Source organism: Bacillus mesophilum, from assembly GCF_008923265.1.
GTDB lineage: Bacteria > Bacillota > Bacilli > Bacillales > Cytobacillaceae > Cytobacillus > Cytobacillus mesophilum.
Genome location: NZ_WBOT01000004.1, coordinates 298,842 through 319,088, shown reverse-complemented (window position 1 = coordinate 319,088; position 20,247 = coordinate 298,842). Strand labels below are relative to the sequence as shown.

General features: G+C 38.5%; 20 protein-coding genes and 1 riboswitch. Of the genes, 10 read left to right on the top strand and 10 right to left on the bottom strand.

What is annotated here, in order from left to right; translation table 11 throughout:
• Nucleotides 1-88 precede the first annotated feature (88 nt).
• Complete coding sequence (locus F7732_RS14700) at nucleotides 89-505, top strand: MarR family winged helix-turn-helix transcriptional regulator (protein WP_151574775.1); 417 nt, start codon at nucleotides 89-91, stop codon at nucleotides 503-505.
• Between the two features lie 11 nt (nucleotides 506-516).
• Nucleotides 517-1,707 (top strand): MFS transporter, encoded by a 1,191-nt coding sequence (locus F7732_RS14695; protein ID WP_151574774.1) that lies wholly within the window; start codon nucleotides 517-519, stop codon nucleotides 1,705-1,707.
• 250 nt (nucleotides 1,708-1,957) lie between these two features.
• Here the strand turns inward: F7732_RS14695 and motB are convergent, their stop codons facing one another.
• Both motB and motA read right to left on the bottom strand, forming a co-directional pair.
• Nucleotides 1,958-2,782, bottom strand: coding sequence for a flagellar motor protein MotB (motB, locus tag F7732_RS14690; RefSeq protein ID WP_066449589.1), 825 nt, complete (start codon nucleotides 2,780-2,782; stop codon nucleotides 1,958-1,960).
• The gene (gene motA / locus F7732_RS14685) at nucleotides 2,775-3,569 is read right to left on the bottom strand and encodes a flagellar motor stator protein MotA (protein WP_066449592.1); all 795 of its coding nucleotides are present in this window, start codon (nucleotides 3,567-3,569) and stop codon (nucleotides 2,775-2,777) included. Before motA ends, motB begins: the two co-directional genes overlap by 8 nt.
• A gap of 300 nt (nucleotides 3,570-3,869) precedes the next feature.
• Here motA and F7732_RS14680 point away from each other — a divergent pair, with 300 nt between their 5' ends.
• Complete coding sequence (locus F7732_RS14680; RefSeq protein ID WP_151574773.1) at nucleotides 3,870-4,574, top strand: alpha/beta fold hydrolase; 705 nt, start codon at nucleotides 3,870-3,872, stop codon at nucleotides 4,572-4,574.
• Nucleotides 4,575-4,942: 368 nt separating this feature from the next.
• On the opposite strand, the gene F7732_RS14670 is transcribed toward F7732_RS14680, so the two are convergent.
• Nucleotides 4,943-5,317 carry a DnaJ family domain-containing protein gene (locus F7732_RS14670; protein WP_151574771.1) on the bottom strand — a complete coding sequence of 125 codons (375 nt, stop codon included), beginning with the start codon at nucleotides 5,315-5,317 and terminating at the stop codon, nucleotides 4,943-4,945.
• A gap of 141 nt (nucleotides 5,318-5,458) precedes the next feature.
• Between F7732_RS14670 and F7732_RS14665 the strand changes: the two genes are divergently transcribed.
• Nucleotides 5,459-5,650, top strand: a complete 192-nt coding sequence (locus F7732_RS14665; protein WP_066449594.1) for a hypothetical protein — start codon at nucleotides 5,459-5,461, stop codon at nucleotides 5,648-5,650.
• 52 nt (nucleotides 5,651-5,702) lie between these two features.
• Here F7732_RS14665 and hutH read toward each other — a convergent pair whose 3' ends face one another.
• Together hutH and F7732_RS14655 are read right to left on the bottom strand one after the other, a co-directional pair.
• A complete protein-coding gene (hutH, locus tag F7732_RS14660; protein WP_151574770.1) occupies nucleotides 5,703-7,199 on the bottom strand; it encodes a histidine ammonia-lyase in 1,497 nt (498 codons plus the stop codon).
• Nucleotides 7,200-7,431: 232 nt separating this feature from the next.
• Complete coding sequence (locus F7732_RS14655) at nucleotides 7,432-9,624, bottom strand: DNA topoisomerase III (RefSeq protein ID WP_151574769.1); 2,193 nt, start codon at nucleotides 9,622-9,624, stop codon at nucleotides 7,432-7,434.
• A gap of 167 nt (nucleotides 9,625-9,791) precedes the next feature.
• Between F7732_RS14655 and F7732_RS14650 the strand changes: the two genes are divergently transcribed.
• Both F7732_RS14650 and F7732_RS14645 read left to right on the top strand, forming a co-directional pair.
• The gene (locus F7732_RS14650) at nucleotides 9,792-10,373 is read left to right on the top strand and encodes a GNAT family N-acetyltransferase (RefSeq protein WP_151574768.1); all 582 of its coding nucleotides are present in this window, start codon (nucleotides 9,792-9,794) and stop codon (nucleotides 10,371-10,373) included.
• Between the two features lie 28 nt (nucleotides 10,374-10,401).
• Nucleotides 10,402-11,187 carry a MerR family transcriptional regulator gene (locus tag F7732_RS14645; RefSeq protein WP_151574767.1) on the top strand — a complete coding sequence of 262 codons (786 nt, stop codon included), beginning with the start codon at nucleotides 10,402-10,404 and terminating at the stop codon, nucleotides 11,185-11,187.
• 49 nt (nucleotides 11,188-11,236) lie between these two features.
• Here F7732_RS14645 and F7732_RS14640 read toward each other — a convergent pair whose 3' ends face one another.
• Nucleotides 11,237-11,698 carry a hypothetical protein gene (locus tag F7732_RS14640; protein ID WP_151574766.1) on the bottom strand — a complete coding sequence of 154 codons (462 nt, stop codon included), beginning with the start codon at nucleotides 11,696-11,698 and terminating at the stop codon, nucleotides 11,237-11,239.
• 187 nt (nucleotides 11,699-11,885) lie between these two features.
• Complete coding sequence (locus F7732_RS14635) at nucleotides 11,886-12,503, bottom strand: HAD family hydrolase (protein WP_151574765.1); 618 nt, start codon at nucleotides 12,501-12,503, stop codon at nucleotides 11,886-11,888.
• Nucleotides 12,504-13,004: 501 nt separating this feature from the next.
• Here F7732_RS14635 and F7732_RS14630 point away from each other — a divergent pair.
• From F7732_RS14630 to F7732_RS14615, 4 genes are all read left to right on the top strand, one after another.
• Nucleotides 13,005-14,009 carry a TRAP transporter substrate-binding protein gene (locus F7732_RS14630; RefSeq protein WP_151574764.1) on the top strand — a complete coding sequence of 335 codons (1,005 nt, stop codon included), beginning with the start codon at nucleotides 13,005-13,007 and terminating at the stop codon, nucleotides 14,007-14,009.
• A 17-nt stretch (nucleotides 14,010-14,026) separates the two neighbouring features.
• The gene (locus F7732_RS14625; RefSeq protein ID WP_151574763.1) at nucleotides 14,027-14,569 is read left to right on the top strand and encodes a TRAP transporter small permease; all 543 of its coding nucleotides are present in this window, start codon (nucleotides 14,027-14,029) and stop codon (nucleotides 14,567-14,569) included.
• On the top strand, nucleotides 14,566-15,861 hold the full coding sequence (locus F7732_RS14620) for a TRAP transporter large permease (protein WP_151574762.1): 1,296 nt from the start codon (nucleotides 14,566-14,568) through the stop codon (nucleotides 15,859-15,861). Before F7732_RS14625 ends, F7732_RS14620 begins: the two co-directional genes overlap by 4 nt.
• 180 nt (nucleotides 15,862-16,041) lie before the next feature.
• The gene (locus F7732_RS14615; RefSeq protein ID WP_151574761.1) at nucleotides 16,042-17,274 is read left to right on the top strand and encodes an aminopeptidase; all 1,233 of its coding nucleotides are present in this window, start codon (nucleotides 16,042-16,044) and stop codon (nucleotides 17,272-17,274) included.
• A 47-nt stretch (nucleotides 17,275-17,321) separates the two neighbouring features.
• Here F7732_RS14615 and F7732_RS14610 read toward each other — a convergent pair whose 3' ends face one another.
• From F7732_RS14610 to queF, 3 genes are all read right to left on the bottom strand, one after another.
• Nucleotides 17,322-17,528 (bottom strand): hypothetical protein, encoded by a 207-nt coding sequence (locus F7732_RS14610; RefSeq protein WP_151574760.1) that lies wholly within the window; start codon nucleotides 17,526-17,528, stop codon nucleotides 17,322-17,324.
• Between the two features lie 470 nt (nucleotides 17,529-17,998).
• Nucleotides 17,999-19,132: a hypothetical protein gene (locus F7732_RS14605; RefSeq protein WP_151574759.1), complete on the bottom strand. Its 1,134-nt coding sequence runs from the start codon at nucleotides 19,130-19,132 to the stop codon at nucleotides 17,999-18,001.
• A gap of 334 nt (nucleotides 19,133-19,466) precedes the next feature.
• Complete coding sequence (gene queF, locus F7732_RS14600; protein WP_151574758.1) at nucleotides 19,467-19,964, bottom strand: preQ(1) synthase; 498 nt, start codon at nucleotides 19,962-19,964, stop codon at nucleotides 19,467-19,469.
• Nucleotides 19,965-20,059: 95 nt separating this feature from the next.
• Nucleotides 20,060-20,106: riboswitch (PreQ1 riboswitch) on the bottom strand.
• Nucleotides 20,107-20,247: the final 141 nt, after the last annotated feature.

The window sequence follows — 20,247 nt, the reverse complement described above, 5'->3', positions numbered from 1 at the left end:
GCGTTACTGCAAGCCAAATCTATATAGACATTTGTGAACAATGTGTGTATAGTTACCTAGGTAACTATTTTTATAAAGGGTGAATAAGTTGGATAACAGCAGTGATTTTTTTCATAGCATAAATCAATTTTCACGTCATTTTTCTAAGCTTCTAAACGAAAAGCTAGTTCCTCTCGGTCTGTATTCTTCCCAGTGGAGTATTATTTATCTCTTGCACACAAAAGGACCCCAAACACAAAAAGAAATTGCAGCTTATTTAGCTATTGAAGCTCCATCTATTACAAGAGCTGTGGCACGATTAGAAAAGGCTGGATTTATTGATAAAACGCAAGGAAATGATAAACGTGAAAAAAGAATTATGCTTTCAGCTGAGGCGGTTGATAAATTTCCAATCTGGCTCGAGGAGATCAAATCCTGCGAGAAACAGGTTTTATCTCATTTAACTGAAGATGAGTTTCTAACCGTACTGAACATTATCCATAAAATGAACAGTACTTTACTGTAGAAAAGGAGGACATCATGAAAAAACCATTATGGACAAAAGATTTTTTAGGTATTTCATTTATTAGTTTTTTTCTATTTATCGGATTTTATATATTGCTGACAGCACTGCCGCTTTATGTTTTAGATGACTTGCACGGAACAGAGGCGGATGTTGGGCTGGTGACAGCCTGTTTTTTAATTTCTGCTGTACTCTGCAGACCGTTCACTGGAAAATGGATTAATGGAATCGGCCGCAAAAAGCTGTTATTGATATCTTTATGTATTTTCTTTATTAGTTCTTTTCTATACTTATTAGCTGATTCCATTCCATTCTTGCTGGCACTCCGCTTTATTCATGGCATTGGCTTTGGCGTCGCGACAACAGCTACAGGGACTATTGTTGCAGACGTGATCCCTGATGAACGAAAAGGCGAAGGACTTGGCTATTATGCATTGTTTATGAATATTGCCATGGTTGCAGGTCCATTCACTGGATTAACCATTATTCGCTCTTTCTCATTTGACGCTCTTTTCATCCTTGTTGCGATTTTAGCTCTGTTTGGTTTGCTGCTTTCATTAATTGTTAAAGTGCCAGAGAGAAAACCGCTTCAAAAGGTAAGAGAGAAATTATCCTTTGCCAGCTTTTTTGAAGCATCAGCAATTCCAGTTGCAATTGTAGGGGGGATTCTTGCTTTTGCTTACTCAGGAATTCTTTCTTTCATTTCGGTTTATGCAACGGAATTAGGTTTACTCAAAGCTGCAAGCTATTTCTTTGTAGTATTTGCTGCGTTTATTATCCTTTCCCGTCCATTTACGGGAAAATGGTTTGATTTATATGGCTCACATAAAATCATTTATCCTGCTATTGTCATTTTTGCAGTTGGGATGTTTGTTTTAAGTCAGGCATCAGGCGCCTTTGTGTTTTTATTGGCAGGCGGGTTAATTGGCCTTGGTTTCGGTACTCTTTCTCCAAGCCTGCAAACCATGGCGATTAATCGGGCCGCCCCTGAAAAGAGAGGCTTAGCAACCTCCACTTTCTTCACGTTTTTTGATTCAGGCTTTGGCATAAGCTCTTATGCATTGGGTGTTGTTGCAGCTTATATGAGCATTGGCAGTTTGTACAGTATTCTTTCGGTCGTTATTCTGCTGACGGTTATTCCTTATTATTTTCTATGTCATTATCAGGGTGGCCGGGGAACACAGCAGACCGATTTGTCTGCATAGGGTGATCTTTGCACCTAGGATCATCTTTCCGATCCGAAATGATCTGATTATTAAACTATTTCTATAACATGTTTACAACTGCCTATTTATGGCATCCTTTATAAGGAAACAGCTCCTTTCGCATTATAGCTCTGATTTGGTTCATACCAAATTAACCTACGTCCTGCGATAGGAGCTATTTTTTATATCTAATTATTCGCTGAGAAGTACTTTCTATATTTATAAAAAAAAAGCTGAACCCTATTACGGGTCAGCTTTCTGTTCTAGGTAAGATCAAAATTTCAACTCTTCGGTTTTTAGCGCGGCCGTCTGCTGTGTCGTTTGCTGCAGCTGGCTGGAATTCTCCAAAGCCTTTGGCACTAAATTTGCCAGGATCGAGTTGATCATTTTCTAAAATTATTTTCATAAAGTTAACGGCGCGCATAACGCTTAGTTCCCAGTTTGATGAAAATCGAGCATTGCTAATAGGGACATTATCCGTATGTCCGCTAATCATAATATTTCTCGGCGGATCCATGACGAGCAGCTCAGCTATCTCTCCGGCGACATCATAATCCTGTCTTCTTACGTCCGCACTTCCTGACTGAAATAATACGTTATCACGTATCGTGACAAGCAGCCCTTCTGTGGTTAAGGATGTTTCCAGTTTATCCGTTAAATCATTGTTTGTAATATATGAATTCACTTTTTCCTGAAGAGAAGATAATTCTTCTTGGTCAGCTTGTTTTCTCAGCTCTTCATTAGCAAGCTGTTCAAGAGCTGCTTGTGCCTCCTGATCCTGCGGCTGTGGCTGTTCCTGCTCTTGTCCACTTTCCGGCAGATTATCTTTGCTCACATCAGTAGCTTCCCTTGACCCTTCAGGTATGGGGCTTGGAAATTCCATAACCCCTGTACCGCCAGTAAACACATCATTAAACGATTTTGAAAGCTTTTGAAACTTTTCAGCATCAACAGAACTCATTGCAAATAATACGATAAACAGCGCAACAAGCAATGTTAATAAATCTGCATAAGGCAATAGCCAGGATTCATCTACATGTTCTTCATGATGCTCTTTCTTTTTTCTTTTACTCATTTGCAGTCACGCTGCCTTCATCGAGGATTCTTTTCCTCTCGCCAGCAGGAAGATAGGAAGCAAGCTTTTGCTCAATAACACGTGGAGCTTCTCCCTCCAGGATCGATAAAATCCCTTCAATCATCATATATTTTTGCTTTGCTTCAAGCTTTGATTTCCGTTTTAACTTGTTTGCGAATGGGTGCCATAATACATACCCTGTGAAAATTCCCAGAAGTGTGGCAACAAAGGCAGCACTAATTGCGTGGCCTAATGAATCTGTATCACTCATATTACCAAGTGCCGCGATTAAGCCGATAACTGCTCCAAGCACCCCTAGTGTTGGTGCATATGTTCCAGCTTGTGTAAAGATTTGCGCACCTGCCTGATGTCTTTCCTCCATTGCTTCTACTTCTTCACTTAATACGTCACGGATATAGTCCGCACTTTGGCCATCAACTGCTAAGGAAAGACCATTTTTTAAAAATGCATTATCCACTTCATTCGTTTTCGTCTCAAGCGCAAGCAAGCCTTCTTTTCTTGCCAGCTGAGCCCATTCAGAAAACATTTTGATTAATTCGGCTTGGTCAATTGCTTTTTCTTCTTTAAAAATAACTCCGAATAGTTTAGGAACTTTTTTCACTTCACTCGTTGGAAATGCGATCGCTACCGAAGCGGCAGTTCCCAGAATAATAATTAATAAAGCTGCTGGATTGGCAAGAACGCCAGGGCTTACCCCTTTAAAAACCATCCCAATTCCAACTGCGACTAAGCCTAAAATCAACCCAATTATTGTTGTTTTATCCATATGTGCCACACCTATTCATTAGATTCTCTGTTAACATGACTTTCAACCTAGTAAACTACCATTATAGGTAATTACTGCAGTCATACTCCCTATACTATCTATTTCGACATTTTTCTATTTTCCTTTAGCAAATTAGTGCATGTTATAGAAATAATTTATCTAAGTGATGGCACATAAAGCTTTCTTACGATAGTATAAATATGGAAAATCCATTTGAGTATAATCCCAATTGGCGCTGGAAGAGACATTATATGGGGTTTTAAAACGATTGGATACTAAAAATTCATAGGAGGTGGAAGGATGATTTTACACACATCCATTACAGGTGACGGAGAGCCAATTGTACTTATACATTCTGGCGGTATGACCGGTGTGACTGAGTACAAAGAACAGACTGAATATTTTTCAGCACAAAACTATAAAGTCATTAGACCGGATCTAAGAGGACACGGTAAATCGGTGGGTTCACTGGAGAATTTTTTTAGCGATTGTGTGAAAGACTTATATGAAACTTTGGACCATTTACAGATCAAGCAGTGCCATGTTGCCGGAGTGTCTGTAGGCGGGATTGTTTCCCTGATGTTTGCCAAAGAATATCCCGGTATGGTAAAGTCACTCTGTTTTTCAGGAGTATTTCCAATAGAACCTGAAAATTGGGCAGAATCATCAAAAGAAGAGGCAGAACATTATGAACAGTTATTTCATAACGATGAAGCTGTAGCTTATTTAAACGAGATTCATGGCGACAATGATTGGAAATCACTCCTTCGTTTTATGGCGGAAGATGATTTTTATCCATTTGAACATACAGGCAATGTGTCTGCATTGCAAATGCCGACGCTTTATACAGTAGGAGAACAGCAAGAACAAGAAGTATCCGCTGCTATTACTTACAAACAATTAAATCCAAATATACATATAAGCGTAATCCCTTTTGCTGGTCATTTAGTGCATCGAGAGCAGCCTAACCTATATTCTCAAATTTTACATACATTTATAAAATGATTAATGAGGCTGAGACATAATTATTTAACACCCTCATAGAACCGAATGGTTAAGAAGGTCATCTTTCTAATCATTCGTTTTTTTATTTATTAATTTATCATATATCATTCAAACATTAGTGAAATGGAGCGGAGGACCCTCGACTCCTGTGGGCAATAGAGGAAAGGGTGAGACCCCGCAGGAGCGCGCGACGAGGAGGCTCAGCTTCCTCCCCACGGAAAGCGAGGGTCTGCAGCGCAATGGAACGGACTTGTTTAGAAAGATTAATTTTGTTTTGTTTCAGGCTCTTCTATGTGCCCGGCTTAGGGGCTAAGAGCCATTCGGGTTTCTTGTGCGCAGCACCGGCGACTAACCGCCTTCGCGCTTCCCTACAGCAATTTATTCTGAATTTTATTCTCATAGCTTTTAAAGACAGTTGAGTTTGTGTTGGTTTTTCTTTTGGAAAGAATGCGGTTATAGTGAAGCAGTTTTTCGTTGACCTTTTTTTGCAATTCCTTTTTTTCTTGGGGATCTTCGCAAAGTTTTATCAAATCTTCTATTGATTTTATTTCATTTTTCAAGTCGTTTTCTTCAGGTGTGTATCCTGCGTTTTTGAGGATGCGATAAGCCATGCGCATGCTTTCAGGCACTGCTGCTAAATCATCCTTTGGCAATGGCTTTCCATAGCCTGGCAGGTTTTCAAATTCTTTATCTTTGTATGCTTTTTTGATTTTCTCTTCTGCAATAATGGAAAATAAGTCGATTGTCCTTCCCTCCCATTTAAGAATTCTTTACTTTTATTATACCCAATTATTGTAATGGCATATATACATTTATCTGTACATAGTGATGCCTCTCTAGGAAAGAATATGATATGAAGCTGACAAATGGAAAGGAGCCAAACAATGGGACGCGGTGAACATTTCAATCACAAAAATAAACATCATCCAGGAGATCTTCCTGCCAGCGCTGAGCAAGTAGAGCGCCATACAACTGAAGCACAAGAGGATGAAGAATTTATTGTTGTTCAGGAGGCTTTTAAAAATCGCTTTGAAGAAGATGAAGCGAAAGAGCTGGAAAGCCGTGCTAAGCAATAATAGAAGTAAGCCTGCAGTGAATTTGAGCCTGCAGGCTTCTTAATAAGACTATTTATAACGCCACTTCTGTATGATTATTCCTCAGCCATGCTGCACAGGCTTCCATATCGTGTGCAAAAACCCGATCTTTTGTAATAGATGGAACGATATCTCGCGCCAATTCAAAATAATCTCTTGTTTTCTTAGCCATATTTTCAATTCCTTTGAATTCAGCAGCTTGAAGAGCACAAATCAGTTCAATAGCGAGCACCTTATTTGTATTTTGAATGATTTGATACGCATGTCTCGATCCGATTGTTCCCATGCTCACATGGTCTTCTTGGTTAGCTGAAGATGGAATCGAATCCACGCTTGCCGGATGTGCCAATGTTTTATTTTCGGAGACAAGGGAGGCCGCACAATATTGCAGAATCATTGCTCCAGACTGCAATCCAGGCTCTGGGCTTAGAAAAGCCGGCAGATCATTAAGCTGCGGATTGACAAGTCTTTCAATTCTTCTCTCAGAAATATTAGCAAGCTCTGCAACAGCAATTTTCATAAAGTCCATTGCAAAGGCAATTGGCTGGCCATGAAAATTACCTCCTGAAATCACCTTCATCCCATCATCAAAGATGAGCGGATTATCTGTGGCAGCATTTATTTCGATTTCCAATTTTTCTTTTACATAATCAAGGGCCTGCCACGAAGCTCCGTGGACTTGTGGGATGCAGCGAATCGAATACGCATCCTGCACCCGGATTTCACCTTGTCTGGAGATCAGCTTACTCCCTTCTAAATGCTCTCTCATTCTTCTCGCTACATCTGTCTGCTGGTGGTATCCTCTTGCCATATGGACATCTTCATCAAATGCATCAATAATGCCATTTAACCCTTCCATGGTGATCGCTGCAATGATTTCAGACTGCAGCGCCAATCTTTCCGCTTCCAAATATCCAATGACTCCCATTGCAGTCATCGCCTGTGTTCCATTAATAAGAGCCAGCCCTTCCTTTGCCTCTAACACAAGCGGGGTTATGCCTTCTTCCACTAAAGCGAGGGATGAAGCCTTTCGTGTTCCTTTATGAAATACCTCACCTTCTCCAATTAGAGCAAGAGCCAGATGCGACAGAGGTGCCAAGTCTCCGCTTGCACCAAGTGAGCCTTGCTGCGGAACAACAGGATGAACCCCATGATTCAGCAGCTTCAGCAGAGTATCAATTACGACCGGCCGTACGCCTGAAAACCCTTTTAATAATGCATTCGCCCGTAAAAGAAGCATCGTTCTTGAGACAGATTCAGGAAAAGGGTCGCCTGTCCCGCAGGCATGTGAGCGGATTAAATTCAGCTGCAGTTCCTTTACATCACCTTGATGAATCAGCACATCACTAAATTTGCCAAAACCTGTATTAATCCCATATACAACTCTTTGATCTTCAACAATTTTTGTTACGGCATCATGGCTTCTTGCAGCTTCCGCCAAACTGGCTGGTGAAGCTATAACTTTTTCTCCTTCGAATATAATTTTAGCTGCCTCTTTCAAAGTTAATGAATGCCCTGTTAAAATAACCATTTTATTCCTCCTCATTATGTTAGCAGAGTAAAGAAAAAGGCTGTATCTCAAACGAGTGTTTGAAATACAGCCTTTTTTGCTTGTATATTTACGTTCTGCATATGATTCATCATCAACAGTCCCATAGCTATAAATTTTCTGAATATACATTTATATTATCGAAGCTGCAGCTAGTCTGTCAATTTATTTTACCATATTTTAGTATATCAGCGAATTATCAGAGTAAAGGATTTTAGTCATCAAACTTAATTCCTTTTAATAGATCAGCAAACGCGTTGTTGATTGGTTCTGCCTCTTTTTCCTGCTGTTTTAAATATTTTTGGACAGTGCGTTTATCCGCTTTTCCGCCTGAGTCCTTTTTCCTTCTTTCTTCAAAGGAGGATAGCTTTTCACGATAACCGCATTTACATGCAAAAATCTGCCCTTTCCCTTCGCCGCGAAGTTCCATTTTCTTTTTACATTGCGGACAGCGGGCATTCGTAATTCTTGAGACATTTTTTCGATGTCCGCATTCACGATCCTGACAGACGAGCATTTTTCCTTTCTTGCCATTCACTTCAAGCATCGGCTTGCCGCAATCTGGACAAGATTTTGTCGAGATATTATCATGCTTGTATTTTTTTGTGCTGTTTTTAATGTCCGTCACAATTTCTTTCGTATGCTTTTTCATCTCATTAATAAAGACATCTTTTTTCAGCTTGCCTTTAGCAATCAGTTCAAGCTTTTGCTCCCACTGTGCCGTTGTAGAAGGTGACTTTAATTCTTCTGGTACAAGATCAAGCAGCTGACGGCCTTTTGAAGTAATAAAAATATCTTTTCCGCCCCGCTTTTCGATTAAAAAAGAGTTAAAAAGCTTATCAATAATATCCGCACGAGTTGCAACCGTTCCAAGTCCGCCTGTTGATTTCAAAGTATCTGCTAACTTTTTATCGTTGGTTTCCATATACTTCGACGGGTTTTCCATTGCTGATAGCAATGTTGCTTCTGTAAAGCGGGCTGGCGGTTTCGTTTGTCCGGATGTTAATGAAATTAATTTTGTTTTAAGGACATCGCCTTTTTCAATTTTCGGTAAGAGCTGTTCTTTAACATCATCTGTTCCTTCATCATCATCAAACCGATTTTCATATACTTCTTTCCAGCCTGACTCTAACACTCTTTTTCCTTTGGCAATAAATTTCTCAGCACCGATTTTCGCCTGCAATGTTAATTGCTCATACTCATGTGCTGGGAAAAGAACAGCCAAAAATCTTTTAACAACGAGGTCATATATTTTTCTTTCTTTATCTGTAAACGCCGAAAAATTCACATAGCCTTCTGTTGGAATAATGGCATGGTGATCGCTCACTCTGCTGTCATCTACAAACGCTTTAGTTGCTTTAATCGGTTTTTTTAACACTTTATTGGCAAGCGGACGATATTCTCCTACCCCGCATGCCTTTAACCTTTCAGGAAGGGTGCTGACAATATCAGAAGAAAGATAGCGTGAATCCGTTCTTGGGTATGTTAATACTTTGTGTTGCTCATATAGCTTCTGCATGATATTAAGTGTTTCTTTGGCAGAGTAGCCAAAGATTTTATTAGCATCACGCTGCAATTCGGTTAGGTCGTATAATGCCGGAGCAAATGTTTTTTTCGCTTTTCGGTCAATGGAACCTACTTCCGCATCCTTATGCCCGAGCGATTTCACAATGGATTCCATTTTTTCTTTATCAAAGCTGCGGCTATTGCCGTTAGAATCCTGCCATGTTAACACAAGACCATCTGTTGACGCTTCAATCCCGTAAAAAGCCTGCGGTTTAAAGTTCTTGATCTCGTCTTCTCTCGAAGCAACAATTGCAACAGTTGGTGTTTGCACACGACCAGTGTTTAGCTGTGCATTAAATTTAGTCGTTAATGCACGTGTTGCATTTAAGCCGATATACCAGTCTGCTTCCGAGCGCGCGACGGCTGCTGCATATAGATTGTCATACGCTTTTCCTGGTTTTAAATTGCTGAATCCCTCTCTGATCGCTTTATCCGTAACAGAGGAGATCCATAAACGTTTAATTGGCTTATTAATTTTTGCCTTATCAATGATCCAGCGTGCCACTAACTCGCCTTCTCTTCCAGCATCTGTTGCCACAATAATTTCTTTTACATCACTGCGATTTAACTGTGTTTTCACTGCATTAAACTGTTTGCCTGTCTGCTTGATAACCACTAATTTCAGACGCTCTGGGAGCATCGGCAAATCTTCAAGCTTCCATGATTTATATTTTTGATCGTAATTTTCTGGATCTGCTAATGTCACTAAATGCCCTAGCGCCCAAGTTACTATATATTTGTCGCCTTCTAAAAATCCGTTCCCCTTTTTCGTACATTTCAGTACATTTGCGATATCACGGGCAACGGAAGGTTTTTCAGCGATGACTACACTTTTTGCCATTTTTTCCGAACTCCTTTACTAGCTGTGTAACGTCTAATATACCATACATTTCACGAAAAGTTAGTATGTCCACCTCTACCCATACGTACTGTTCTTGTTGACCTTAGAATCACTAGAAGGTTTATACTGACGTTAACAAATGAATAATAAAGGAAAGTTGGATATACATGATCAGAACAATACAAGCAAAAGATTCAATGGAAATTACAGCTTTATTATGGGAAATATTCGAGGATATGGAATTGCCTTTATTAAAGGAAATTCCGCAATCGAAATTAATAGAAATGGTCTCAGAGGCAGCGGAAGACCCTAACTATCGTTATGGCGTGAACAGAGGATTAGTCTATGAATACAATGGCAAAATTGCCGGTGCTATATTTGGATATCCAGCGCAGGATGAGCCTAGTATTGATGACTCTTTTAAACATGTTTTACAAACACATGGGTTCGCTCCAAGTTTAAATTTATTCATTGACCAAGAGGCACTTCCGAACGAGTGGTATTTAGATTCCATTGTCGTTAATAAAGCATATAGAGGAATGGGAATTGGAACTAAATTAATAGAGGCTATGTGTCAAACCGCATCTGATGCAGATTTTGAAAGAATAGGATTAAATGTAGATGTTGCAAATCCGAAGGCAAAAAAGTTATATTCTTCTATAGGATTTAAAAAAGTAGCTGATATCACGTTAAGTGGCCATCACTATGAGCATCTCTGCAAACCGTTAGAAGCTCATACAAAAGCTTAATTTACAAATCTAGTCTGGAGCAGGAAACATGAAGTGGAAAATAAACGAAATAGCCCGCCTGTATGATATCAGTTCACATACATTGCGATATTATGAAGAAATTAATCTGGTCGTTCCCCATAGAGGGGAGAACAATTATCGTATCTATACCGAAGAACATCTGCAGAAATTAAATATTATCCGGGATCTTAGAAAATTTAATGTTCCTTTAGAACAAATTAAAGATTATGTTGAAAATCGAACTGTCGATAAAACGCTAAACTTATTAAAAAAACAAAAGGCTTTTATTCAACAAGAAATCCTTTTACTACAGGAACAGCAAAATAGAATCAATGAACGAATTAATTTGTTCACACAAAGCTCTGAAGCAAGCGAGGGTGAGTGCATTGTACTTGATCAGCCTGATCGGTATGTTATTGCCAGTTCTGACAAACAGATTGAAAGTGCAAATATAGATTTCGCCTTAAAAGAATTATATAAAGAATACGAAAAAAAGCTTCCCCACTTAGATCAATACCTGTTTGGGAGTTTTCTGTACGATCTTTCTGATTCTGCCATACATCACAGTGTATTTTATTTTCTCGAACAGAATTCTGCTAATTTTACAACGCTTATTCCAAAAGGCCGCTATGCATCAATTTGCTACAGAGGCAGCTATTCCAAAACACATACCTATCTTTTGAATTTAACAGACTATTTAACAAAGAATCATTATGTCATTGATGGTGACTTTTTTGAAACCTATCTAATTGATTTTCATGAAACAAGCCATGTCAATCAGTATTTGACCAGGATCGAAGTAAAGATAAAGTGACGAAATAACTGTTCCTGTTGCCGCAAGGCTCTAGATTAAACACCCCTGACTAGTAATTAATTGTTTCTTTGAGAATAATTCCTGCATACCGGTATTTTATAGTTACACTATTCAGAGCTTCTCTTGACAGCATTGTAATTCCGTAAGAAAGTGTATCTTTTTCTTTGCTATTTAACCTTTCCTGTATACCTGTTTCTGCGGGAAGGACTGCTTCATTTAAAGCTTTAAACCTTTCCTCATTTTCGATATCAAAAGTAATATAAAATGCCTCATCATCATTGTTGGGGATTACTTGCATTAGGACTTTTTCTGGCTTCTTATCATTTATTAGCACTTCTGTGGGCTTAAGATTAAAAAAACCTTTATTCCCCACTTCGATTAAATACGTATCGTTATCTGCTCCATAACTCAATGCACCCGCATCTAATGGTGGATTGAATAGCAAATAGGCATAAAAGACAATAGTGATTATAATAACACCACCTGGTATAAGAAACCATTTGTTCTTCATAAAACCGCCTCTTCTCCGTTTATTTAAGTTTTAATGAAAGACAGATTTTCATAAGTATTCATTTTAACCTTATACGCATGATCGAGATAAATGGTTTCATAAACACTGTTAGAAGGCCAATAATACTTTCCTGCAAATTGAAAGCTACTGCAGCTGATTACTGCAGTAGCTTTTTAAATCAATCTATTCAGTATAACGTCAACAAATCCTCAAATTCCTCAATCACTTCATCATATTCGCTTACTTCGCCAAATCCGTATTTGGCATATACAAATGGAATTCCCGCGAATCTTGCCGCTTTTAAGTCACCGTCCGTATCACCAACATAAACAGGGTTTGATAACTGATTCCGCTTGATGATCAGCTGAATATTCTCTCCTTTTGAAAGACCGGTGCGCCCTGGATTCTCAAAATCATTAAAATACTTTTCCAGTCCATGATATTTATAAAAAGCTTCTATGTATCCTTCCTGACAATTGCTGACGATGAAAAGTTTATATTTTTTGGAAAGTTCCTTTAAGACGTTTTCAACATTTTTGTAAGGGATACCTCCATGTTTTTCTATATAAGTATTTTCGACTTCAAAGCATTCATTTAGAATCTTACTGCGAACTTCATCTTCTAGAGCAGGAAATAGTTTTTTAGCAATGTCATCCATCTGCAGGCCCATTACCCCTTCAAGGTCTTCCCGAGTTAGTTCTTCTCGTATCTGGTTATTTGCTTGAATCACATTGTTCCAGGAAACTTTAATAGAATCTACAGAGTCCCATAGGGTGCCGTCTAAATCAAAAATAATACTGTCCATTTTCAAATACCCCTTTCGAAAAAATTATATTCTCTCTTCATCCTAAACGATTGGTGAAAAAATAGGAAACATCTTTACCCTATTTTAAACATGTATTCATATCCCTACATTATTATTTCCAATGTTCATGCTTCCCTCAGAAAATAAATCTGCTTGCTTGATGAAGATTTTTTAAAAGTGGTTATATAATAGGGCTATTTATAAATAACTAATTTTTCTGAAAATAATATAATTCACTTAAAAAAGTCTTTTAAAAGGGAATTATATACATTTTCTCTGAAACTCTTTTTATGACCCTTTGTTCTAGGTTGTTTCATTAAACGAATTTTTGGGAATGTTATTCCTACATAATTAAATTCAAAGTTTTGTCTTTATCGCCACCTCTACCAACCTTTGAGATGCTAGCACATTCTACTGACCACCCGGTTAGTAGAACCATTCGTATCGGTGTTTTTAGAAGATTTCCAAATTAATAGATTCCATTCTAAGGGAGGAGTATATATGAAAAAGTTCATTACATTCAGTATGATTCTTCTATTACTTGCAGGGGTAATCTCTGGATGCGTAGCACAGGCTGCTGAAGAAGAAAGCGCCATTACGATGAGACTTGCCCATAATCAGGGGGAAACACATCCTGTACATAAGTCACTTGTTGAATTCGCCAGACTGGTGGAAGAAAAGACGGATGGCAGCATAAAAATCAAGCTGTATCCTAATGGACAAGTAGGCAGTGAGCGTGAGGCTATTGAATTAACGCAAACTGGGGCGATTGATATTGCAAAAGTAAGTTCAAGCACACTTGAAAACTTTTCTAAGGTTTATTCTCTTTTCAGTCTTCCCTACCTTTTTGACAGCCAAGATCATTACTATCAAGCCATGAATAGCGATATAGCTAAAGAAATCTACCAAATGACTTCTGATATTGGTTTCAGCGGACTGACATTCTATGACTCTGGTACAAGAAATTTTTATACTGACAATGTAGAAATTACTCATCCAGATGATTTAAGAGGTTTAAAAATCCGTGTGCAGCCGAGTCCTACATCCATTAAAATGGTGGAACTAATGGGCGGCTCCCCTACTCCGATGCCATATGGCGAGGTTTATACGTCATTGCAGCAAGGTGTAATTGATGGGACAGAAAACAATGAAACAGCTTTAACAGACAGCAATCACGGAGAAGTAGCGAAGGAGTATAGCTACAGCGAACATGCCATGGTCCCTGACATTCTGATTATGAACAACAGCAAATGGGATCAATTAAGTACAAAACAGAAGAATGCGATCACAGAAGCAGCTGAAGAGTCGACTGCCTTTCATAAAGTAGTTTGGGAACAGGCAGTTGAAGATGCAATAGAAGGGGCGAAGGAGAAGGGTGTAAACTTCAGTACTCCTGATAAACAGCCATTTATGGATGCTGTTCAGCCGCTTCATGATGAGTTTGCTGAAAAGAAAGAAACAGCAAAATACTATAAAGAAATCCGCAAACTTGTGGAAGAAGAATAACTGGGGAGGTCATTTCATTGCAGCGCATTCAAAAATGGATGAATAAAGGAATCATCTTTATCACCTGTACATTATTGACGGTCATGGTCTTTATGGCCGTCTGGCAGGTTTTTTCCCGATATATTTTAAATTCTCCAAGCACAATTTCCGAAGAATTTCTACGCTATTCATTAATTTGGATTTCCATGCTTGGCGCAGCTTATGCATTCGGCAGCAAGAAACATCTGGCAATTGAACTTTTTGTCTCAAAACTCACATCTGACAAAGCTAGAAAGGTCAATATCCTAGCAGAAGGAATCGTTCTGCTGTTTGCGATTGTAGTGATGATTATTGGCGGCGCACAAACGGTCAGCCTTGCTACAAATCAATATTCGGCAGCATTGGGGATTCCGATGAGCACCGTCTATTTTTCTCTCATTGTCAGCGGCATTTTAATCGTTATGTATTCAATCATTTCAATCTATGAAATTATAACCAAAGAAAAGGTCCAAATGTATGCGGAAGAAGCAGAAGCAACTGAGACCCTTCACTATCATAATAAAAAGGAGGGCTTACATTGACACTAAGTGCAGGACTTCTGTTATTATTTCTGTTTTTTCTACTATTGTTAATTGGTGTTCCGATTGCCATTAGTATTGCCGGCGCTTCAATACTTACTATGCTGATCCTATTTCCGTTTGATGTGGCCGTGTTTACAAGTGCACAAAAATTAGTATCTGGATTAGACAGCTTTTCTCTTCTAGCTATTCCATTTTTTATTTTATCCGGAATCATTATGAATAACGGCGGAATTGCTATTCGATTAATTAATCTCGCAAAAATTATTTCCGGCAGAATGCCGGGATCTCTCGCACATACGAATGTGGTGGGTAATGCCTTATTTGGCTCAATCTCCGGAAGTGCCGTAGCTGCAGCTGCAGCCATTGGCGGAGTAATGTCACCACTTCAGGAAAAAGAGGGGTACGATCGTACATATTCTACTGCTGTCAATGTAGCATCTGCTCCAACGGGGCTACTGATTCCACCGAGCGGATTACTAATTGTATACTCCCTTGTTAGCGGAGGTACTTCTGTTGCCGCTCTATTCATTGCCGGCTACCTTCCTGGAATTCTCTGGGCCATTGCAACCATGATTGTTGCATATGTTATTGCAAAGAAAAAAAACTATCCAGTTTCAGCTAAGATTTCATTCAGTGAGAAAATAAAAGTCTTTTTGGATGCCATTCCAAGCCTGCTGCTGATTGTAATTGTAATCGGCGGGATTATTGCCGGGATATTCACTGCAACAGAAGGATCTGCCATTGCGGTTATTTATTCTTTTATCTTATCGCTTTGTTATCGTTCATTAAAGCTAAAAGATATTCCAAGAATCTTAGTGGAAACCGTTGAGATGACAGCTATTATTATGCTTCTTGTAGCAGCATCTTCCATTCTGTCTATTGTCATGAGCTTTACAGGGATTCCAGAAGCTATTACTTCAGGAATATTAAGCTTAACGGATAATCCAATCGTGATTCTGTTGCTTATGAATATCATTTTGCTCTTTATCGGAACATTTATGGATATCACACCTGCAGTACTTATTTTCACACCGATTTTCTTCCCTATTGTCAGTTCCTTTGGAATGGATCCCGTACACTTTGGCATTATGATGTGCTTAAATCTATGCATAGGAAGTATTACTCCGCCAGTGGGCAGTGCTCTGTTCGTAGGAGCAAGCGTCGGCAAAGTGAAAATTGAACAGGTAACAAAGCCGCTTCTACCTTTTTACGGAGCTATTATTGTAGTCTTGCTCGCTGTCACTTATATACCGGAGATATCCTTGTTCCTGCCAAATCTGCTCGACTTATAAAGAAAATGCCGGCATATTAATGAATGCTTGTCCGATAGTGTAAAAGGCTGTCCGTATTGGACAGCCTTTTCTTTACTAGAAATTTGCCTTGCACCTCTTCGTTCCTCAAAACGATTCTATTTATTTTTTTATCATTACAGGCTACAATAAGGAAAGATTCTGACAAAGGAGCCAATACATATGACAAACTTTCAAACTACGCTAGAGAAATATGCTGAACTTGCGGTTAAAGTCGGTGTCAATGTCCAAAAAGGACAAAAACTCGTCATTACGGCAACACTTGATGCGGCTGAATTTGTACGCATTGCTGTAAAAAAAGCTTATGAAACAGGTGCAAAAGAAGTAATTGTAAACTGGAACGATGACGGTGTTACACGGACAAAGTATGAGCTTGCTCCACTGGATGCGTTTGAGGAATATCCAAAATGGAGAGCAGAAGAAATGAAGGAGCTTGCTGAAGGCGGCGCTGCCTTTATGTCTATCGTTTCTTCAAGCCCTGATCTGTTAAAAGGTGTTCAATCCGAAAAGATCAGCACATTCCAGAAGGCTTCCGGAAAAGCAATGGCGCCATTCCGCAAGTATATTCAATCCGATAAGGTCAGCTGGACTGTAATCGCTGTGCCATCGCAAAGCTGGGCAAATATGGTGTTCCCAGAGGCAGCTGAAGAAGAGCGTGTAAGTCTATTATGGGATGCCATCTTCAAAGCAACTCGCTCTGATTTAGACAATCCTGTTGAAGCATGGAAGCAGCATGATGAAACACTGCATACAAAAGTAGACTATTTAAACGGCAAACGCTATAAAAAACTGCACTACACTGCTCCTGGAACTGACTTAACAATCGAATTGCCTGAAAAGCATATTTGGGCTGGAGCAGGCAGCATTAATGAAAGCGGCAATGAATTTATGGCCAATATGCCGACTGAAGAAGTCTTTACTGTTCCTTTCAAAACAGGTGTAAACGGCAAGGTTGCAAGCACAAAGCCATTAAGCTACGGCGGTAATATCATTGACAACTTCACTGTTTACTTTGAGAACGGAAGAATTACTAAAGTAGAAGCAGAGCAAGGAGAAGAAATCCTTAAACAGCTTGTTGATACAGATGAGGGCTCTCATTATCTTGGCGAGGTCGCGCTTGTTCCGCACAATTCACCGATCTCTCAATCAAACCTGCTTTTCTATAACACATTGTTCGATGAAAATGCATCAAACCATTTAGCGATCGGCAGTGCTTATGCTTTCTGTATTGAAGGCGGCAAGCAAATGTCTAGTGAAGAACTTGAAGAACATGGCTTAAACGAAAGCTTAACACATGTTGACTTCATGATTGGTTCTGCTGAGATGAATATCGATGGCATTACGGCTGACGGTCAGGAAGAACCGGTATTCCGTAACGGAGATTGGGCGTTTTAAGTTCTATTCATAAATAATCTTATACAGAAGGCTGGCCATATTGTTCATCATTGTGGCTGGCCTTTTTCATTCATTTCTCCCTTCTTATCCCAGTTATCCCAGAAGTGATAGATAATAGCACTCAATAAGGCAAAAGCTAAAAACATGAAAAACGTATTCACATTAAAATATTGATTATTTACATGATAAGATAAAAACCCCGTCATACTTTCAACATAGTGAAGATCTGCTATTCCATCCCTCTCAAGCAGCACACCCTTAATAACCTCCCGATATTCATTTAACTCCTTCCTCTGATATAAAAACCCTAAAATAAAATGAAGGATTAAAATAATCATGGTGAAATACAAATATTTATTCTTTATAGAGTATGAGCGAATAAGAATGACTAAAAAAAGGACGAGACAAATAAGAATTGGGATTAGTATAAAAAACAGAATTAGCGCGGGGTTTCCGTTCCCAGATATTGTTCCAGGGGGTGGAGTCATTGAATTTCCCACTAAAAAAAGGATCAAGCTAATAAAACTTAAAATAGCAAACACAACACATGAAAATCTCACTCTCTACACTCCCCACTGAATCAAGATAAGCCTCAATCTATTTTAGCCGTATACTGCTATTCTGATGATAAAGCATTGAGAATCTCATACTGCTATCCCACTCATTATTTTGTATGACAAATAGCCCGGGCTAATTCAATACCCGAGCCATTTTTTACCATCCACTATCTTCTTTTTAATCGCAGCAACTTCACCTTATCATCATGATCGGCCACTGCTTCAATTTGATACTTTTCCGTATTTAAATAGATGGATGTACCTGTTTCGTTTTTCAATGTTTCTCCAAATTGCTTAAATATCTTTTCTGCCTCAGTTAGGGATGTTCTCAAACGTTCTCCAGGGATTTCAGCTGCTGTCACCTTACTGTCTTCAGCATTATAATAATAGGTGATTTCAGGATACATGACATACGGGCCTTCCTCTTTCACGCCTTCCCGCATGTAATATGGTTCAGCCTTTTTTATTTCTTGTATATTGGTGCCAAGCGGGTATGGGCTTCCAACTGGAATGCCTTGCTTTGCTTTTGCCAAGAGATCTGCATTTAGCTCCAAATCTTTAAATGGATAATAAAATGCATTTTTTTCATTTAAACTTTCCAGCCAGAAATCTACTTTTTCTTCATCTGTAATTGTTTCTTGGTCCTGTTCAACTAATTTTAGGGTTTCTTCATTTAATCCCCATGTTGTAAAGTATATGGTATCTGAAGAACTGTCCCGCTTTATTGTCTGAAGATATTTTTGGTTAATGTTTCTGATTGTAATATCATTTAAAGACTCAATTTCTCCATTGCTTATAAGTTTTAATTCTCCATTGTCAATTCCAGCAAACAGAAATTGGCTATGTACCTGATCTATTTGTTCAGCCACAGCAAATATCGTTTTCTTTCCAAGTTTCAAAGGATAAATTTGCTCATCATTCCCTGTTTTAAAAGTTAGTATTTCTTCATCTTTTAAAACATTTTGTTTATAAGCTACCGTTGAATCTTTTTCAGCCAGGTAAAATGCATAATGGCCAGAGTAGAAAACATCCTTTTTTTCAGCATTTTTAGCGTATACGAACACGTTATAATCATAGCTGCCATCTTTAACTTCGAATTTGAACAGAGATTCCTCTTTAAGAGTAACCGTATCCATCTTTTCTTTACCTTCCGCAATTACCGCTGGTTCTGCCTTTTCCTCTATAGCTGCATCTTTTGCTTCTTTCGTTTCAGAAAGTGTCTCCGATTTAATTGACGCGATTGTGTCATACGAACAAGCCGTCAACAATAATAAACAAACCGTTATATAAAATTTTTTCATGATAATCTCCTAATAAAGCATTCATTTTAGTAATCTCATAATTATACATTCACAGAGATTTAACCAATTATCAGTTTAACAAATGGACAATCAATTCACAAACCCATTTATTACAAAGATTACAAAAGAATTATAAATTTGTAGTATTTATAGGTAAAATGAATGTACATTATCCTAAATAACAAAACCATCTCAAAGAGAATACATACTTTTACACAAAGATGAAGCACTTTAGTCATAAAAAAAACCAAACAAATTTAACAGCTAAAAATGATCTGCTTAAATGTTTGGTTGCATTATTGGTTAAAATATGGATCTTCAGCCTCTTTTATGATTAACGATTATCAATGGTCTCAGGATATAGATCATGATTCATTAATCTGAACTCAGCCATTTTTTCGTATTTTGTGCCTGGTTTTCCATAGTTTGTGTAAGGATCAATGGAAATGCCGCCTCTAGGTGTGAACTTGCCCCATACCTCGATATAGCGCGGGTCCATTAGTTCAATTAAGTCATTCATAATGATATTCATGCAGTCTTCATGGAAATCTCCGTGATTGCGGAAGCTGAACAAATACAATTTAAGCGATTTGCTTTCCACCATTTTTTGATCTGGTATATAACTGATATAAATCGTCGCGAAGTCTGGCTGTCCTGTTTTAGGGCATAAACTCGTAAACTCTGGACAATTGAATTTTACAAAATAATCACGGTTTGGATGCTTATTATCAAAGCTTTCTAAGATATCTGGGGAATACTCAAATAGATATTGTGTCCCTTGATTTCCCAGCAGGGTTACCCCTTCTAATTCTTCATCTTTTCTTCCTGTCATGCTAGTGCCTCCTTGGATTGCATTTCATGCTGGAATGAGGGAATTGAATATAAAAAAACCATGCCCTCCATGGACATGGCTGAATGCAATTCATCCGTTCCATAGTTTTTTATAGAGGGTAAGTGCTATGAACCTCTCTCATTTTGCGTGAAACACATATTTTAAAATACCAATATAACTATAAAAAACTTTCTATAGTGTGTCAATTACTTCAAAATATCTAATAATAACGTTATGATAGACTAATCGATTCGAAAGGTGGTATTTTCATGAATTTTCTGCT

What these genes read in the sequence shown, in the direction of transcription:
- F7732_RS14635 (WP_151574765.1), bottom strand. Translation starts at nt 12,503, where the DNA reads ATGGACAGTATTATTTTTGATTTAGACGGCACCCTATGGGACTCTGTA.
- F7732_RS14650 (WP_151574768.1), top strand. Translation starts at nt 9,792, where the DNA reads ATGATCAGAACAATACAAGCAAAAGATTCAATGGAAATTACAGCTTTA.
- F7732_RS14615 (WP_151574761.1), top strand. Translation starts at nt 16,042, where the DNA reads ATGACAAACTTTCAAACTACGCTAGAGAAATATGCTGAACTTGCGGTT.
- F7732_RS14665 (WP_066449594.1), top strand. Translation starts at nt 5,459, where the DNA reads ATGGGACGCGGTGAACATTTCAATCACAAAAATAAACATCATCCAGGA.
- F7732_RS14640 (WP_151574766.1), bottom strand. Translation starts at nt 11,698, where the DNA reads ATGAAGAACAAATGGTTTCTTATACCAGGTGGTGTTATTATAATCACT.
- F7732_RS14680 (WP_151574773.1), top strand. Translation starts at nt 3,870, where the DNA reads ATGATTTTACACACATCCATTACAGGTGACGGAGAGCCAATTGTACTT.
- queF (WP_151574758.1), bottom strand. Translation starts at nt 19,964, where the DNA reads ATGACAGGAAGAAAAGATGAAGAATTAGAAGGGGTAACCCTGCTGGGA.
- F7732_RS14645 (WP_151574767.1), top strand. Translation starts at nt 10,402, where the DNA reads ATGAAGTGGAAAATAAACGAAATAGCCCGCCTGTATGATATCAGTTCA.
- motA (WP_066449592.1), bottom strand. Translation starts at nt 3,569, where the DNA reads ATGGATAAAACAACAATAATTGGGTTGATTTTAGGCTTAGTCGCAGTT.
- hutH (WP_151574770.1), bottom strand. Translation starts at nt 7,199, where the DNA reads ATGGTTATTTTAACAGGGCATTCATTAACTTTGAAAGAGGCAGCTAAA.
- F7732_RS14655 (WP_151574769.1), bottom strand. Translation starts at nt 9,624, where the DNA reads ATGGCAAAAAGTGTAGTCATCGCTGAAAAACCTTCCGTTGCCCGTGAT.
- F7732_RS14630 (WP_151574764.1), top strand. Translation starts at nt 13,005, where the DNA reads ATGAAAAAGTTCATTACATTCAGTATGATTCTTCTATTACTTGCAGGG.
- F7732_RS14605 (WP_151574759.1), bottom strand. Translation starts at nt 19,132, where the DNA reads ATGAAAAAATTTTATATAACGGTTTGTTTATTATTGTTGACGGCTTGT.
- motB (WP_066449589.1), bottom strand. Translation starts at nt 2,782, where the DNA reads ATGAGTAAAAGAAAAAAGAAAGAGCATCATGAAGAACATGTAGATGAA.